Origin of the sequence: Polaromonas sp. (assembly GCF_049790275.1) — a bacterium.
Taxonomy (GTDB): domain Bacteria; phylum Pseudomonadota; class Gammaproteobacteria; order Burkholderiales; family Burkholderiaceae_C; genus Polaromonas.
In genome coordinates, this window is sequence record NZ_JBAQYR010000014.1 from 1 (window position 1) to 16925 (window position 16925).

Here is a 16925-nt window from a genome sequence, read left to right on the forward strand (position 1 = left end):
AGCTGCTTGAGCAGCTTTGGACAGGCGACAGAGGCGAAGCGTCTCGCGAGCCGCGGCCTGCAAGGCCTCGGGCGCTTGAGCAACCGTGGGGGCTTCATTCCAACGGCACAATAGCCAGATGACTCTACAACTTGCCGGCCACCTTTTAGTTGATTGCCTTCTGGCCCAGGGCGTTACCCATGCGTTTGGCGTACCCGGCGAAAGCTACCTGGCCGTGCTGGACGGCCTGCATGCGCGCGAGGACAAGATTCAGTTTGTCACCTGCCGGCAGGAGGGCGGCGCCGCCTTCATGGCCGAAGCCCATGGCAAGCTGACCGGACGGCCCGGCATCTGCTTCGTGACGCGCGGGCCGGGCGCCACCAATGCCTCCATCGGCGTGCACACTGCCTTCCAGGACTCCACGCCCATGGTGCTGTTTGTCGGCGATGTGGCGAGCGACACGCGCGACCGCGAGGCCTTCCAGGAGGTCGACTACAGCAGCTTCTTCGGGCCGTCCACCAAAGGCATGGCCAAACGTGTGGAACGCATTGACGACGCGCGCCGCATTCCCGAATACGTGGCGCGGGCCTTTGCCACCGCCATGAACGGCCGCCCCGGCCCGGTGGTGCTGGTGCTGCCCGAAGACATGCTGACGCAGATGGTTGATGTGGTGCCGCTACCGCGCGTCGAAGCAGTCGAGGCCTGGAGCGACCCGGGCTCGCTGCGCCGGTTGCGCGAGCTGTTGCTGCAGTCGAAGCGTCCGCTGGTGATCGCCGGCGGCGGCGGCTGGACGCCGCAGGCGGCCCAGGCCCTGCAGCGTTTTGCCGAGAACTGGTTGCTGCCGGTGGGCAATGCCTTCCGCTTCCAGGACACCTTTGACAACCACCATCCGCTGTACGCCGGCGACGTCGGCATCGGCCTGAACCCAAAGCTCGCCGCGCGCATCAAAGCGGCCGACCTGATCCTGGCCATCGGTCCGCGCCTGGGCGAGATGACCACCGGCGGTTACACGCTGATCGAGGCGCCGAGGCCCAAGCAGAAGCTGGTGCACATCCATGCCGGCGCCGAAGAGCTCAACCGAGTGTTTCAGGCCGATCTGGCCATCAACGCCACCATGAATGCCGCGGCACGTTCGCTGGAGGTGCTGACCGCGCCCGTGGCGGTGCCCTGGCAGGCGTGGGCGGAGTCCGCCAACGCGGACTACCTGGCCAATATCGATCCGGCCAATGGCGGCGTGGTGCTGCCGGGCAGCATCGACATGCCGGCCATCGTCGCCACCCTGCAGAAGCTGCTGCCGGAGGATGCCGTGCTGACCAACGGCGCCGGCAACTTCGCGAGCTGGGTGCACCGGTTCTTCCGGCACCACGGCCTGGTCAAGGGCTTCAAGACGCAGCTGGCGCCCACCGTGGGCGCCATGGGCTACGGTGTGCCGGCCGGCATTGCGGCCGCCATCACCACCGGCCGCACGGCCTTCACGATTGCCGGTGACGGCGACTTTCTGATGAACGGGCAGGAGCTGGCCACCGCCGTGCAGTATGGCGCCAAAAGCATTGTGCTGCTGCTCAACAACGGCATGTACGGCACCATCCGCATGCACCAGGAGCGCGAGTACCCGCGTCACGTCAGCGGCTCCAGCCTGCAGAACCCGGACTTCTGCGCCCTGGCGCGGGCCTACGGCTACACCGCCACGCGCATCACGCGTACCGAAGAGTTCGAGGCCGTCATGCGCCAGGCCCTGCAGGGCAAGGAAGGAGCGCTGATCGAGATCATGCTCGACCCGGAGGTCATCAGCACGCGCGGCACCTTGTCCGCCATCACCAACGCAGCCAAACGCTGACGCCACGAGGGCAGCCCGGCGAGGCTCTCTCTCTTCTTTGCAAGCAGGGGCCGCGGATCTGGCTTTGCCAGTCCGCAGGCGCAGCGCCCCCTCGGGGGGCAGAGAGCTACGCGCAGCGAGCGAACGTGGGGGCCATATATCCGGGCATAAAAAAAGGGCCACTTGCGTGGCCCTTTCGGCGATTCCGGCTCCCACGCGCGTGAGCGCCGGGGATCGCTGCGACGTTTACTTGACGTGCTTGCCGATCAGGCCAGCCATCTCGAACATCGACACCTGCGCCTTGCCGAAAACGGCACGCAGTTTTTCGTCGGCGTTGACCATGCGCTTGTTGATCTTGTCCTGCAGACCCTTGGCCTTGATGTAGACCCAGAGCTTGCGCACGATCTCGGTGCGGGGCAGCGCAGCAGCGCCAACCACGGCCGACAGGGCGGGGCTCAGAGTCAGTGGCTTCATGAACGCTGCGTTGGGCGTACGCTTTTTGGCGGGCGCTTTTTTCGCAGGAGCTTTTTTCGCCACTACCTTTTTTGCAGGGGCTTTCTTCGCCGCTACTTTTTTAGCCGGTGCTTTCTTCGCAGGGGCTTTTTTCGCTGGAGCTGCTTTTTTCGCAGCTACTTTCTTTGCCGGTGCAGCCTTTTTTGCGGCTGCTTTTTTTGCCGGTGCTTTTTTTGCAGTTGCCATGATTGATTTTCCTTCTAGAAGTTGATAAATCACCAATGCAGATAACTACTCTTCACTGGCAAGGGGGATGCTACTGGAGAAAACAGCTGTTTCATAGGGAAAACGCATTTTTTTTGGGTCTGGATGTTGCAGATTTACTTCGGAGAGATTGAAAAAACGGCCCCTCGCGCGCCGCGCCGCGCAGCGAGGGCATGGGTGCAGCCGGTTTCAGAGATGAAAAGACGGTGCGGAAAGAGGCATGCAGCAGTGCCGATGCCTGCTCATCCAGCACCCGAGGAAGGCGGCTTAACACCGCGCCAGCACACAGCATTTGTCTGCGGGCGTCCCCGGCTACGAGGTATCCTTGCGGACACTTCTTCCTGCAGCCTGACTCCGGACGCCTCTCTGAAAGGACATCTTCCATGACCAGCCCGTCACCCTCACGAGGCGTTGCCACCTGCGATTTGTGCGACGCTCACAAAAACGACAACTCGGGGCGCTTTCGCGTGTTGCCGCCTGTATTCAGGTCCTTCGGTGGTGTTCCCAGGTTCAGTGGGCCCGTCGTGACCCTCAAATGCCATGAAGACAACTCGCTGGTCAAGGCTGCAGTGGACGGTAGCGGCCTGCTCGAAACAGCTGCCGGCCGCGTGCCCGCGGTGCTGGTAGTGGACGGCGGTGCCTCACTGCGCCGTGCGCTGCTGGGCGGCAACCTCGGCGCGGCGGCTGCAAAAAATGGCTGGGCCGGCGTGGTGATCGACGGCTGCGTGCGTGATGTGGCCGAACTCGCGCAGTGCCAGGTCGGCATTCGCGCGCTTGCCGCCATGCCGCTGCCGACAGAAAAACGCAACGAAGGGCAGGGCGGCGTGGCGGTGCAGATCCAGGGCGTGTGGGTGTATCCGGGCGACTGGCTGTATGCCGACGAAGACGGCATCGTCGTGATGCCGGCGCCGCGGCAGGCCTGAAAGGCCTGAATGCCCGCGGGCTCAGGCCGGCAGCTTGATGCCCATGCGGCCGAATTGCGCGGTGCCCTCGGCGCTGACCTGCACCACACGCGAGTGCTTCCTGCGCTCTATCCAGCCCTGCTGCGTGAAGTGCAGCGCCAGTGCAGCTCCCAGCGCACCGCCCAGGTGGTCCCGGCGTTCCGACCAGTCCAGGCAGGTGCAGGCCAGTTGCCGGCGCTTGCCGCGCAGCGCATCCAGGTCCAGCCCGAGGGTGCGCAGGGCTTTTTCTCCGGGGGTGGTGAGCAGCAACTGCCGGCTATCGGCCGTGTCGGCCTGCAGCCAGCGCCTGCGCAGCAGCATGGCGAGCAGCCCGGTGCCCAGGCTGCCGGCCAGGTGGTCATAACAGAAGCGGGCGCGGCGTATCGGCTCGTCGGCCTTCGCAGCAGGCTGGCCTGCGCGTTTTGGTGCCACCCGCATCAGCGACTCCACCAGCTGCGCGACCTGTTCGGAAGCAAAGCGGAAATACTTGTGGCGGCCCTGCGCGGCTGATTCGAGCAGGCCGTCATCGACCAGACGCTTCAGGTGGGAGGTGGCCGTGCCCGGTTCGATGCCCGCGCCCAGCGCGAGTTCCTTGGCGGTCAGCGCGCGGCCTTCCATCAGCAGCACCAGCATGCGGATGCGGCTGGCGTCGCCAACGGTGGCGGCGATACGGGCGATGTCGGGTTCAACAGGCATGCTTTGATGATAGCCAAACTGTTGAAGCTGGACAAACATCCGGCAGCTTGGGACACTGCCTCCATGCAGCCACCCCGCGACGCCATTGAGGCCGTGACCCACCTTGATCCCTGGCCCTTCTACCGCAGCCTGCGTCAGGAGCGCCCCTTGTATTTTGATGCCGGCCTGGGCCTCTGGGTGGCGAGCAGCCATGCCGCCGTCAACGCGGCCCTCTGCCACCCGGGCTTGCGGGTGCGCCCGACTGCCGAGCCGGTGCCCAGGGCCTTGCTGGGCACGGCAGCCGGCGAGGTGTTTGCCCTGCTGGTGCGCATGACGGACGGTGAATTCCATGCGGTGCACAAGCCTGCCGCCGTGCAGGCGGCACGTCGCTGGACCCTGGCCGATGTGGCGCGGGCTGCCGAAGATGCGGCAGCCGACCTGCTGCCGCGCCTGGAGGTTAATGACTTTATTGCCGCGCTGCCGGTACAGGCCATGGCACGGCTGCTGGGTGTGCCAGACGATCTGCGGGACGACACCTGCCGCTGGGTGAGGCAGTTCACGCAGGGCATTGCCCCCACGGCCGATGCGCAGGCCGTGGCGCTGGCGGACGATGCGGCCGCTGCGCTGATGGCGCAGGGCCGGGCATTGGGCCTGCAGCCGGTGCAGGCCGCCAACCGCATCGCCTTCATGCAGCAGGCCATGGATGCGACCGGGGGCCTCCTCGGCCTGGCGGCGCTGCAACTGGCCCAGGCGCCGGAGCAGGGCACTGCGGCAGATGCCTCGCAGGAGGCCATGCGCGGCTTTGTGCGCGAGGTCGAACGCTGGGCCGCGCCCATCCAGAATACCCGCCGGTTTGCGGCCGAATCGCTGACCCTGCTGGGCCAGCCGGTGGAAGCCGGTCAGGCCATCCTGTTGGTGCTGGCCAGCGCCAACCGCGACGAAGCCCTGAATCCGCAGGCCGAGCGCTTCGACGTGCACCGTGGGCAAGGCCGCAGCATGGGTTTTGGCGCCGGCCCGCATCTGTGCCCCGGTGCTTCAATTGCTATTGAAATAGTAGCTGCCTGCGCTCGTCATATAAGGGTTGGAGGCAAATTTGACACTTATTTTGGGCGCAGCACCGGTTTTCGGCCCTTGCCCAATGCGCGTATTCCTGTCTTCGGCCAATAAAGGGGAAATCAGATGGTTTCAGTCATTTTTGAAGTCTGGCCCGATCCGGCCCACCGCGAGGGCTACCTGAACTGGGCGGCCGAACTGAAGAGCGAGCTGGTGAAGATGGATGGCTTTATCTCCATAGAGCGCTACCAGAGCCTCACGGAGCCCGACAAGCTGCTGTCGCTGCAGTTCTGGCGCGATGACGCCTGCCTGACGGCCTGGCGCAACCTGGAGGCGCACCGCGCCGCGCAGAACGCCGGCCGTAGCACCATGTTCCGGGACTACCGGCTGCGCATCGCCGAGGTGACGCGCGATTACGGCCTGAAGGAGCGCGAGGAAGCGCCGGCGGATTCACGCCGGGCGCACGGCTAGGGACGGGCGATCAGATCCCGGCCAGCGCGACCGAGTTTTCGAGTGCCTGGCCGCCGCCGTAGCTGTCCTGCACAGGCGGCACGCCGCCCAGCGAGACACGGATCGCGCAGTACTTGAACTCGGGGATCTTGGCAAACGGGTCCAGCGCCGCGTTGGTTAGCTTGTTGATGGCTGCCTCGTAATAGCAGAAGGGCACAAACACCGCGCCGCGCGGCGAGCTTTCGTCGGCTCGTGCATACAGCGCGACCTTGCCGCGGCGCGACTCGATGGTCACCACATCGCCGGGCTTGCCGCCCAGGTCGGCCAGGTCGAGCGGGTGCACCAGGGCCACCGGATCGGGCTCGATCGCGTCCAGCACGGTGGCGCGCCGCGTCATGCTGCCGGTGTGCCAATGCTCCAGCTGGCGCCCGGTGATCAGCACCATGGGGTATTCGGTATCCGGGCGCTCGTCGGCCGGGATGATGTCGGCCGGCACGAAACGGGCACGGCCGGTGTCGCGCGGGAAGCTGTCCACAAATACCACGGACTCGCCCGGATCGCCTTCCTTCATGCAGGGGTAGGTGACCGAATGTTCGCGGTCCAGCCGGTCCCAGGTGATGCCGGCGATGCTCGGCATGGTGTGGCGCATCTCGTCGAAGACTTCGCTGACATGGTTGTAATGCCAGCCGCAACCCATGCGGTTGGCGATCTGCGTAATGATCCACAGGTCCTGGCGTGCATCGCCGGGCGGGTTGATGGCCTTGCGGCCCATCTGGACCAGGCGGTCGGTGTTGGTGAAGCTGCCGTCCTTTTCGGGGAAGGCGCTGGCCGGCAGGATCACGTCGGCGAGATAAGCGGTTTCGGTCAGGAAGATGTCCTGCACCACCAGATGGTCCAGCGCCGCCAGCGCTTCGCGCGCATGGTTGGCGTCGGGGTCGGACATGGCCGGGTTTTCGCCCTGCACATACATGCCGCGTATGCCGCCTTTCTTGATGGCGTGCATCACCTCCACCACGGTCAGGCCGACCTGGTCGTCCAGCGAACCCTCAGGCACCTTCCAGGCCTTCTCGAAGCTGGCGCGCACCGCCGGGCTGGAAACATGCTGGTAGTCGGGGAACATCATGGGGATCAGGCCCGCATCGGACGCGCCCTGAACGTTGTTCTGGCCACGCAGCGGATGCAGGCCGGTGCCGGGACGGCCGATCTGGCCGGTCATCAGTGACAACGCGATCAGGCAGCGTGCATTGTCGGTGCCGTGCACGTGCTGCGACACGCCCATGCCCCAGAGGATCATCGAGGCTTTGGAGCTGGCATACAGGCGCGCCACATAACGCAGGGTGTCGGCATCGATGCCGCAGATAGGCGCCATCAGCTCGGGGGTGTAGCCCTCGACGTTCTTGCGCAGCTCTTCGTAGCCGATGGTGCGGCTGTCGATGAAATCCTGGTCCACCAGACCCTCGGTCACGATGACGTTCATCATGGCGTTGAGCATGGGCACGTCGGTATCGGGCTTGAACTGCAGGTGGCGGTGCGCCATGCGGGTCAGGTCCGAGCGGCGCGGGTCCAGCACCACCAGCTTGGTGCCATTCTTGACGGCATTCTTGATCCAGGTGGCGGCCACCGGGTGGTTCACTGTCGGGTTGGCCCCGATGATCACGACGACATCGGCTTTGGTGACATCCATCACCGGGTTGGACACCGCGCCCGAGCCTATGCCTTCCAGCAGGGCGACGACCGACGAGGCATGGCACAGGCGTGTGCAATGGTCCACGTTGTTGCTGCCGAAGCCGGTGCGCACCAGTTTCTGGAACAGGTAGGCCTCTTCGTTGCTGCCTTTGGCCGAGCCGAAGCCGGCCAGGGATTTCTTGCCGTACTGGTCGCGAATGGCGGCCAGTTTGCCGCCGGCGAATTCCAGCGCCTCTTCCCAGCTCGCTTCGCGGAACACGTCCATCACGCGGTCCGGGTCCATCGTGAAGTCGCCGGTTTTCGGCATGCCTTCGCGGCGGATCAGCGGTTTGGTCAGGCGGTGCGGGTGGTGCGCGTAGTCGAAGCCGTAGCGGCCCTTGACACACAGGCGCTCATGGTTGGCCGGGCCGTCGCGGCCCTCGACAAACAGGATCTTGTCGTCCTTGACGTTGTAGGTCAGCTGGCAGCCGACGCCGCAGTAAGGACAGACCGACGCCACCTGCTTGTCGGGAACCGTCAGCGCGGCTTCGCGGGCCGGCATCAGCGCGCCGGTGGGGCAGGCCTGCACACATTCACCACAGGCCACACAGGTGGAGACGCCCATGGCGTCATCCATGTCGAACACGATCTTGGCCTGATCGCCGCGGAAGGCCAGGCCGATCACGTCGTTGACCTGCTCGTCGCGGCAGGCGCGCAGGCAGCGCGTGCACTGGATGCAGGCGTCGAGGTTCACGGCGATGGCCGGGTGGGACAAGTCCTGGCGCACCTGTTTGCGTGCCTCAAAACGGGGCTTGCCGACGCCGATTTTGGCGGCCCACTGGTCCACCTCGTTATGGCGGCTGTAGTCCTTCTCGGGCATGTCGGACAGCAGCAGCTCGAGCACCAGCTTCTGCGAAGCCACGGCGCGTTCGCTGTCGGTGACCACCTTCATGCCGGCCACTGGTGCGCGGCAGCACGACGGTGCGAGGACTCGCTCACCGTTGATTTCGACCATGCAGGAGCGGCAGTTGCCGACGGCTTCCATGCCTTCCTTGAAGCAGAGGTGGGGAATCTCCACGCCTTCGCGTTTAGCCACCTGCAGCAGGGATTCGGTGGCACGGCCCTGGACTTCACGGCCGTTGAGGCTGAAACTCACGAGCGGGGCGTCGAGTTCGGCGAGTTCCTGTCGGGTGATTGCATTCATCGTGGTGCCTTTTATCTTGTTGCCTGGGCGTGTTCAGGCCGCCAGCTCATGAGGGAAATACTTGACGACGCAATCCATGGGATTGGGTGCCGCCTGGCCCAGGCCGCAAATCGACGCGTCACGCATCACCAGCGACAGGTCCGCCAGCAGGGCGAGGTCCCACTTGGGTTGTTCCATCAGGTGCGCGGCTTTCGCCGTGCCGACGCGGCAGGGCGTGCACTGGCCGCAGGATTCGTGGTGGAAGAAACGCATCATGTTGCGTGCCGCGTCGGTGGCCGTGTCCTTGTCGGACAGCACCATCACGGCAGCCGATCCGATGAAACAGCCGTAAGGTTGCAGGGTGTCGAAGTCCAGCGGGATGTCACCCATCGTCGCGGGGAGGATGCCACCCGAGGCGCCACCGGGCAGGTAGGCATAGAAGGTCTGGCCCTCGAGCATGCCTCCGCAGAATTCGTCGATCAACTCGCGGATGGTGATGCCGGCAGGCGCCAGCTTCACGCCCGGCTTCTTGACCCGACCCGAGACCGAGAAGGAGCGCAGGCCCTTGCGGCCGTTGCGGCCGTGCGAGGCAAACCATTCACCGCCTTTTTCCAGGATGTCGCGCACCCAGTACAGGGTTTCGAAGTTGTGTTCCAGTGTCGGGCGGCCGAACAGGCCGACCTGCGCCACGTAGGGCGGACGCAGGCGCGGCATGCCGCGTTTGCCTTCGATGGACTCGATCATGGCCGACTCTTCGCCGCAGATGTAGGCGCCGGCGCCGCGGCGCAGCTCGATCTCCGGCATGCCGGCCATCAGCGGCGATGCCCTGAGCTTGACGAGCTCGGCTTCCAGCATGGTGCGGCAGCCGTGGTATTCGTCGCGCAGGTAGATGTAGATCTTTTCGATGCCGACGGCCCAGGCGGCGATCAGCATGCCTTCGAGGAAGCGGTGCGGATCGCGTTCCAGGTAGACGCGGTCCTTGAAGGTGCCGGGTTCGCCCTCGTCGATGTTCACAGCCATCAGGCGCGGGCCCTGCTCGGCCCGGACAATGCGCCACTTGCGGCCTGAAGGAAAGCCTGCGCCGCCCAGGCCGCGCAGCCCGGAATCTTCCATGGTCTTGATGACCGATTCGACCTCGCGGCCGCCTGAGATGCATTGTTTGAGCAGCGCGTAGCCGCCGGCAGCCTGGTAACTGGAAAAGTCGACAAATCCCGCGGGGATGTGTTGCACCGCCCCGGCCGCGACGGTGGCCATGATGGTTTCGCAGCTGGCGTTCGGTACGGGATTTTGTCCCACCACGGCAGCGGGCGCCTGTTCGCAGCGGCCCACACAAGGCGCGGCGATCACGCGCACCTCGCGGCCCAGCAGGGCAGGGAGCCTGGCCAGCAGGTCCTTGGCACCGGCCATTTCGCAGGACAGCCCGTCACAGACCCGCACGGTGAGCGCTGCCGGGACGGTTTCGCCTTCCTTGACCACGTCGAAGTGGTGATAGAAGGTCGCCACCTCGTAGACCTCGGTCTGGGCCAGCCGCATTTCCTGTGCCAGCGCAGCCAGGTGGGCCGCCGACAGGTGGCCGAAACGGTCCTGCAGCTTGTGCAGGTGTTCGATCAGCAGGTCGGCCTGGCGCGACGCGTTGCCCAGCAGGCCTTGCACGTCGGCCAGCGCCGCCGGATCCACGCGGCGGCCTTTGGGGGCCTGGCGTTTGCGCTGCTTCGAGGCGTCGATGACGGCAATGGGAATGATGGGATGGTTCATGGACGTGTGGGCTCGCTGTGTGGCTGGCGTCGTTGGCTTGGGAGGCGGTTTCCGGTCAGATGACGCGTTCGGTGCGCAATTCGGCGATTTCGTCGGCGCTGTAGCCCAGCTGCGCCAGTACCTCGTCGGTGTGTTCGCCCAGCAGCGGTGAGCGCGTGACCTCGGTGGCGCTGTCCGACATCTTGATGGGGTTGCCCACGGTCAGGTATTTGCCGCGCACCGGGTGATCGACTTCGACGATGGTGCCGGTTGCGCGCAGGGCGGGCTCTTCGGCGATTTCCTTCATCGAGAGAATGGGGCCGCAGGGAATGTCGTATTTGTTGAGGATTTCCATGGCTTCGAACTTGGTCTTGGTCATGGTCCATTTCTCGATGCGCGCGAAGATCGGTTTCAGGTGCAGCAGGCGGGCGGCGGGTGTATCGAAGGCTTCGTCGGTGATCCAGCCTTCCTCGCCGATCACCTTGCATACGGCCGGCCACACGGCGGCCTGGGTGATGAAGTAGATGTAGGCGTTGGGGTCGGTCTCCCAGCCCTTGCACTTGAGCACCGAGCCGGGCTGGCCGCCGCCGGAGGCATTGCCGGCGCGCGGCACCGCGTCACCGAACTTGCCGTCGGGGTACTGCGGGTACTCGTGCATGGTGCCGGTGCGCGCAAGCCGCTGCTGATCGCGCAGCTTGACCCGGCAGAGGTTCAGCACCGCGTCCTGCATGGGGGCCAGCACCTTCTGCCCACGGCCCGTGGTGTTGCGCTGGTACAGCGCCGCGACGATGCCCAGTGCCAGGTGCAGGCCGGTGCCGCTGTCGCCGATCTGGGCACCGGTGACCAGCGGCGGGCCGTCCTCGAAGCCGGTGGTTGACGCGGCGCCGCCAGCGCACTGCGCCACGTTCTCGTACACCTTGAGGTCTTCGTACGGGCCGGGCCCGAAACCCTTGACCGAGGCGACGATCATCCGGGGATTGATCGTGTGGATGTGCTCCCAGGTCATGCCCATGCGGTCCAGCGCACCGGGAGCGAAGTTTTCCACCATCACGTCGCAGGTCTTGATCAGCTCGTCCAGGACTTCCTTGCCCTTGGGCTTTTTCATGTCCAGCGTGATTGAGCGCTTGTTGTGGTTCAACATCGTGAAATACAGGCTGTCCGCTCCGGGGATGTCGGCCAGCTGCCCGCGCGTTGCGTCGCCTTCACCGGCGCGTTCCACCTTGATGACATCAGCGCCGAACCAGGCCAGCAATTGGGTGCATGTGGGGCCCGACTGGACGTGGGTGAAGTCAAGGATGCGAACGCCGTCTAACGCTTTGCTCATGAAAATTCCTGCTGGGAGTTGAAAAATGGGTTATTTATCCATGGTTGCAGCCATGGGGCCGGCCCTCCGGCCGGTTCAACCCCTATATTAATCACCGTGCCCCGGTCCTGCCCTGCCGTCCCGGTCAGGGAGCGCTGGTCTGAGGGGCAAGCTGGCTTTCCAGCTCCATCAGGCGTTTGCGCAGGTTCCGGTCCTCTGCGAAACGGGTGGTTTCATCACGGATCACCGCAACGATGGCCGACACCTTTTTGTCCTGCGTATAAAGCAGTGCCACGGTGAAGGCAATGGACAGTCCGTGCCCATCCTTGTGCACGGCCGGTACGCGCAGAACATCGTTGCCGTACTTAGTTTGCCCCGTGGCCATGGTTTTCTGGTAACCGTCCCAGTGGCGTTGCTGCTGGCGCTGCGGAATGATGATGTCCAGCGACTGGCCCAGTGCTTCCTTTTCAGTGAAGCCGAACATGCGCTGCGCAGCCGGGTTCCATAAAGTGATGGCACCGCTGGCGTCGGATGCCACGATGGCATCGCCAACGGCCTCGACGAGCTGTTTGAAATCGATGGTGGATTGCATGGTTCCGTTCCTCGTTCCGGGAATGTGCCGGTAAATGGCCTTTTAAACAAAGACGGCGCTCAACCTGAACGCCGTCTTTGCGAGCCCTGAAGACTAAAGTATCACTTTCGCGATCAAACCGCTTTCGCAGTGTGCATGGCCGCGATCTGGTCTTTGGTGTAACCGAGTTCGGCCAGAACTTCGTCGGTGTGCTCGCCCAGCAGGGGCGATGCCGTTACTTCGGGCTTGGTGTCAGAGAACTTGATCGGGCTGCCCACGGTGAAGTAGCTACCGCGCACTTTGTGCGGTACTTCAACGATGGAGCCACTGGCGCGCAGGGATTTGTCATGCAACAAATCCTTCATCGACAACACGGGGGCGCAAGGAATATCAAACTTGCGGAAGATGTCCACGGCTTCGAACTTGGTCTTGTCAGCGATGAATGCTTCAATCGTGGCGAAGATGTCCATGATGTGCGGCTGGCGGGCTTTGGCCGTGGTGTAGGCCGGGTCGGTTTTCCACTCGGGTTTGCCCAGTGCGTCGCAGATCGGCTCCCAGGCGTGACCCTGGACCGTGAAATAGATGTAGGCGTTGGGGTCGGTCTCCCAGCCCTTGCATTTCAAAATCCAGCCGGGTTGTCCGCCACCGCCGGCATTGGCGCCACGCGGCACCACGCCGTCTTTGAAGGCGTCCATTTCATGCGGGTATTGCGGATACTCTTCAAGGTAACCAAGGTTATCCAGACGCAACTGGTCGCGCATTTTGACACGGCACAGGTTGAGCACGCTGTCCTGCATGGACACGGCGACTTTTTGGCCCTTGCCAGTCTTCTGGCGGCCGATATAGGCCGTCAAAATACCGATGGCCAGGTGCATGCCGGTATTGCTGTCGCCCAAAGCGGCAGACGAAATGGTGGGACCCGAGTTTTCGCCCTTCCAGTAGCCGGTGGTGGACGCTGCGCCGCCTGCGCACTGGGCCACGTTTTCGTAAACCTTCAGGTCTTCGTAGTGGTGACCGTCAGAGAAGCCCTTGACGGACGCCAGAATCATTTTTGGGTTGAGTGACTGGATGTGTTCCCAGGTGAACCCCATACGGTCCAGCGCGCCGGGACCAAAATTCTCGACCATCACGTCGGATTCCTTGATGAGCCTCTCCAGCACTTCCTTGCCTTCGGGCTTTTTGGTGTCCAGCGTCAGGCCGCGCTTGTTGCTGTTGAGCATGGTGAAGTACAGCGCGTCAGCGCCTTCGATGTCGCGCAACTGGCTTCGGGTAACGTCGCCAGAGCCAGGACGCTCGACCTTGATCACGTCTGCGCCGAACCAGGCCAGCATCTGCGTACATGCCGGACCGGCTTGCACGTGGGTGAAGTCGATGATTTTGATGCCTGCGAGTGGTTTGTTGCTCATTTGATTTCTCCTAAAGGTGACTCGGTTTACTTCTTCTTGGCGCTCTGCGGGTTCAGGCTGGTGATTCGGCCACTTTCCGTTCCGGCAGTTTCGTCAATGATGGCATTGATCAGGGTCGGTTTGCGCGACTTGATGGCTTCTTCCATGGCGCGGCGCAATTCGGCCGGGGTGGTGGCTTGCACGCCGACGCCACCGAAGGCTTCCATCATCTTGTCGTAGCGTGCGCCCTTGACGAACACCAGGGGCGACGGATCCTTGCCGCCGGTTACATTCACTTCATCGCCGCGGTAGACGCCGTTGTTGTTCATGACGACGATGCAGACCGGCAGGTTGTAGCGGCAGATGGTTTCGACTTCCATGCCGGAAAAACCAAAGGCGCTGTCACCCTCGATGGCGATGACCGGCTGATCGCTTTCCACGGCGGCAGCCACGGCAAAGCCCATGCCGATGCCCATGACGCCCCAGGTGCCGACGTCCAGTCGCTTGCGCGGCTTGTACATGTCGACGATGCTGCGGGTGAAGTCCAGCGCGTTGGCGCCTTCGTTGACCAGCATGGCGTCCGGGTTGGCCTTGACGATGTCGCGCACCACGTTGAGCGAGCTGTGGTAGTTCATCACAGGCGGATTCTTCGCCAGTGTTTCTGCCATCTTGGCGACGTTCTTGTTCTTGCGATCGGCGACGGCGTTGGTCCATTCGGCCGGGGCCTTGGCCCAGTTGGAGCCCATGCCTGCGAGCAGGGCCGAGACGCAGGAACCAATGTCGCCGACCAGCGGGGCGTCTATGGACACATTGCTGTCAGCCTCGGTCGGGGAGATGTCGATCTGGATGAACTTCTGGCCACCGGCGTTTTTGTGGCCCTGACCGCCCCAGGTCTTGCCCTTGCCGTGCGAGAGCAACCAGTTCAGGCGCGCGCCGACCAGCAGCACCACGTCGGCTTCCGGCAGCACGAAGGAGCGGGCGGCCGAGGCACACTGTTCATGGGTGTCGGGCAGGATGCCCTTGGCCATGGACATGGGCAGGTAGGGAATGCCGGTCTTCTCGACCAGGGTCTTGATGTCGGCGTCGGCCTGGGCGTAAGCGGCGCCCTTGCCCAGCAGGATCAGGGGCTTCTTGGCGCTCTTGAGCAGGTCGAGGGCGCGCTTGACGGCGTCCGGGGCCGGGATCTGGCGCGGGGCGGCATCGACCACCTTGATCAGCGAAGCCTTGCCGGCCGCGGCGTCCATGGCCTGGCCGAACAGCTTGGCGGGCAGGTCCAGGTACACACCGCCCGGGCGGCCAGAGACGGCGGAGCGGATGGCGCGGGCGATGCCCACACCGATGTCTTCGGCATTGAGCACGCGGAAGGCGGCCTTGCACAGGGGCTTGGCGATGGCCAGCTGGTCCATCTCCTCGTAGTCACCCTGCTGCAGATCGACGATCTCGCGCTCGCTGGAGCCGCTGATCAGGATCATCGGGAAGCAGTTGGTGGTGGCGTTGGCCAGCGCGGTCAAGCCGTTCAGGAAGCCGGGGGCGGACACCGTCAGGCAGATGCCGGGCTTGCCGGTCATGAAGCCGGCGGCGGCGGCGGCATTGCCAGCGTTTTGCTCATGGCGGAACGAAATCACGCGCATGCCTTCAGCCTGCATCTTGCGGGTCAGGTCCGTGACCGGAATGCCCGGCAGGCCGTAGATGGTGGTGATGCCGTTCAGTTTCAGCGCATCGATGACAAGATGAAACCCGTCGGTCTGTTCTAGTGATTGAGTGTCGTTTGTCATGTTGAATGTCTCTTCGTTTGACTTCGCTAAAAGGTTGAGAAACGCGGTGCCGCCTCTCTAGCGAGCCAGGCCCGCTGCACCGTCCGGTTATCATAGGAATCGCTTTGGATTTCACCCTTGACCGCGGTCAATTTTCGCGGTATTTGGGCCGTCTGAACGAGTGCGATTTGCCTCCCGCCCAACCCTGACCCATTCATGTCATCCATACCAGACCACCCCGAGAGAAACATCATTCGCGTGCAGTTGGCGCAGAACATCGTTCTGAAGGGAATGACGGCGGAACAGAGTGCCGAACTCGAGTCTCATCTGGTCATTGTTGATGGCCAGAAAGGCGATTTCCTGCTGCAGCAGGGGGTCCACGAAATGGAACAGTATTTCATCCTGGAAGGCATCCTCAAGCGGGTGGTGACCAACGAGCAAGGCAAGGAGATGATCCTTCGCTTTGCCGACGAGCGCGACATGGAAACCAGCTACGCGGCCTGGCGCCTGGGAACGCCCACGCCGTATAGCACGGTTTGCGTCACCAAGGTTCGGGTGGCCAAACTGCCGCTGCCGGAATGGGTGGCTTTCCTGGAGCGGCACCGCGCGCTCAAGGAGTCTTTCGAGTACAGCGTCATGCGCCTGATGAGCGAAATCATGGCGCATACCATCACGCTGCACCTGCTTGACGCACCGGGGCGCGTCAAGCGCTTTCTGCGCAAGCATCCCGAGCTGTTTGACCGGATTCCGAAGAAGGAACTGGCTTCTTACCTGAACCTTTCCGCAGAAACCCTGAGCCGGCTCAAGCAGCGCGGCAAGATCTGAACGCCGCAGTTTCTGCTGCAGGCGCGGAATCCTCATGTCAGGTTTTGGCTGACGCGAATCGGCGGCTCGAGGCCATCAGGCGGAGTTGATTGTCAACGTTGATGGTGCCGGCCACGGTACTGGCAACACGGGCCGCTTCTGCGCTTTCGTGCGAGTTGATCACAATTCCGCTGAGCACGGCCTTGCCGTTTTTTGACTCGATGTTGATGTTGATATCGCGCGTTGATTCATGGTCTTTGAGCGCTGCGCGAATGCGTGCATTCAGTGCCAGGTCGGCCAGCATGGCGCGGGACTCCGCGGTTTCCTGGAACTCCGGCCGGCTGGCCAGGTGTCGGATCTGCTCCACGCAGCTTTCGACCGAGACGCGGTCGGTGTTCAACACCAGGTCGTACAGAAGAGGGTCGCCCCAGGTCACACCGAACTGATCGTGCATGCGGGAAGCATGGGCGCTGTCGCTGCGCCGCACCTCGGCTTCGGCAAAAGCCTCGTCGTCGGTTCCGAGGTGCTCCATCAACCATGCCACGCGCTGCCTGAACGAGCGGGTGACCCGGACCCGCAGCACGTGCGGTACCGGACGCAGCAGGCAGGTGGCCCCCCAGCCACGCAGCACGATATTGCCCTTGTCGGCCAGAGCGAAAACCTCCTGCGCGGTGTACACGGCGACACGTTTCTGGTCCGTGGTCAGGCGCTCGACGAGGCCCGCCTTGCCCTCGCGCAACCTGCTGATCAGGCTTCCGGGAACGTGCATCCTGCCCGCCACGTTCTCCAGAACCTCATGGCGCATGATGGCCAATTTGGCCGTCTGGGCAAGTTGCAGGGAGACATCTTTTGCAAGAGATCCCATTTCCTGGGTCATGGCAATGACGGGCACGGT

14 protein-coding genes are annotated in these 16925 nt (G+C 63.7%); 5 read left to right on the forward strand and 9 right to left on the reverse strand.

Annotated features, from left to right (window positions below; translation table 11 throughout):
* The first annotated feature begins 118 nt into the window (after positions 1 to 118).
* A complete protein-coding gene (locus WA904_RS02040) occupies positions 119 to 1816 on the forward strand; it encodes a thiamine pyrophosphate-binding protein (RefSeq protein ID WP_425195460.1) in 1698 nt (565 codons plus the stop codon).
* A 225-nt stretch (positions 1817 to 2041) separates the two neighbouring features.
* Here WA904_RS02040 and WA904_RS02045 read toward each other — a convergent pair whose 3' ends face one another.
* Positions 2042 to 2494 (reverse strand): SWIB/MDM2 domain-containing protein, encoded by a 453-nt coding sequence (locus WA904_RS02045; protein WP_425195461.1) that lies wholly within the window; start codon positions 2492 to 2494, stop codon positions 2042 to 2044.
* A 401-nt stretch (positions 2495 to 2895) separates the two neighbouring features.
* Here WA904_RS02045 and rraA point away from each other — a divergent pair, with 401 nt between their 5' ends.
* On the forward strand, positions 2896 to 3435 hold the full coding sequence (gene rraA, locus WA904_RS02050) for a ribonuclease E activity regulator RraA (protein ID WP_425195462.1): 540 nt from the start codon (positions 2896 to 2898) through the stop codon (positions 3433 to 3435).
* A gap of 21 nt (positions 3436 to 3456) precedes the next feature.
* Here rraA and WA904_RS02055 read toward each other — a convergent pair whose 3' ends face one another.
* Positions 3457 to 4149, reverse strand: a complete 693-nt coding sequence (locus tag WA904_RS02055) for an ArsR/SmtB family transcription factor (protein ID WP_425195463.1) — start codon at positions 4147 to 4149, stop codon at positions 3457 to 3459.
* 63 nt (positions 4150 to 4212) lie between these two features.
* Here WA904_RS02055 and WA904_RS02060 point away from each other — a divergent pair, with 63 nt between their 5' ends.
* Both WA904_RS02060 and WA904_RS02065 read left to right on the forward strand, forming a co-directional pair.
* Complete coding sequence (locus WA904_RS02060) at positions 4213 to 5295, forward strand: cytochrome P450 (protein ID WP_425195464.1); 1083 nt, start codon at positions 4213 to 4215, stop codon at positions 5293 to 5295.
* 12 nt (positions 5296 to 5307) lie between these two features.
* Complete coding sequence (locus tag WA904_RS02065) at positions 5308 to 5652, forward strand: antibiotic biosynthesis monooxygenase family protein (RefSeq protein WP_425195465.1); 345 nt, start codon at positions 5308 to 5310, stop codon at positions 5650 to 5652.
* 10 nt (positions 5653 to 5662) lie between these two features.
* On the opposite strand, the gene fdhF is transcribed toward WA904_RS02065, so the two are convergent.
* The 6 genes from fdhF to oxc all read right to left on the reverse strand — a co-directional run bounded on the left by fdhF (position 5663) and on the right by oxc (position 15247).
* Positions 5663 to 8500, reverse strand: coding sequence for a formate dehydrogenase subunit alpha (gene fdhF / locus WA904_RS02070; RefSeq protein WP_425195466.1), 2838 nt, complete (start codon positions 8498 to 8500; stop codon positions 5663 to 5665).
* A gap of 33 nt (positions 8501 to 8533) precedes the next feature.
* Complete coding sequence (locus WA904_RS02075; RefSeq protein WP_425195467.1) at positions 8534 to 10234, reverse strand: NADH-ubiquinone oxidoreductase-F iron-sulfur binding region domain-containing protein; 1701 nt, start codon at positions 10232 to 10234, stop codon at positions 8534 to 8536.
* A gap of 55 nt (positions 10235 to 10289) precedes the next feature.
* On the reverse strand, positions 10290 to 11537 hold the full coding sequence (frc, locus tag WA904_RS02080; RefSeq protein ID WP_425195468.1) for a formyl-CoA transferase: 1248 nt from the start codon (positions 11535 to 11537) through the stop codon (positions 10290 to 10292).
* Positions 11538 to 11661: 124 nt separating this feature from the next.
* Positions 11662 to 12108: a PAS domain-containing protein gene (locus WA904_RS02085; protein ID WP_425195469.1), complete on the reverse strand. Its 447-nt coding sequence runs from the start codon at positions 12106 to 12108 to the stop codon at positions 11662 to 11664.
* Between the two features lie 113 nt (positions 12109 to 12221).
* Complete coding sequence (gene frc / locus WA904_RS02090) at positions 12222 to 13493, reverse strand: formyl-CoA transferase (RefSeq protein WP_425195470.1); 1272 nt, start codon at positions 13491 to 13493, stop codon at positions 12222 to 12224.
* Positions 13494 to 13519: 26 nt separating this feature from the next.
* Entirely contained in the window at positions 13520 to 15247 is a 1728-nt protein-coding gene (gene oxc / locus WA904_RS02095; RefSeq protein WP_425195471.1) for an oxalyl-CoA decarboxylase, read from the reverse strand.
* Between the two features lie 195 nt (positions 15248 to 15442).
* On the opposite strand from oxc, the gene WA904_RS02100 reads away from it, so the two are divergent.
* The gene (locus tag WA904_RS02100; protein WP_425195472.1) at positions 15443 to 16051 is read left to right on the forward strand and encodes a Crp/Fnr family transcriptional regulator; all 609 of its coding nucleotides are present in this window, start codon (positions 15443 to 15445) and stop codon (positions 16049 to 16051) included.
* Between the two features lie 37 nt (positions 16052 to 16088).
* Here WA904_RS02100 and WA904_RS02105 read toward each other — a convergent pair whose 3' ends face one another.
* Positions 16089 to 16922 carry a cytidylate kinase family protein gene (locus WA904_RS02105; protein WP_425195473.1) on the reverse strand — a complete coding sequence of 278 codons (834 nt, stop codon included), beginning with the start codon at positions 16920 to 16922 and terminating at the stop codon, positions 16089 to 16091.
* Between the last annotated feature and the right edge of the window lie 3 nt (positions 16923 to 16925).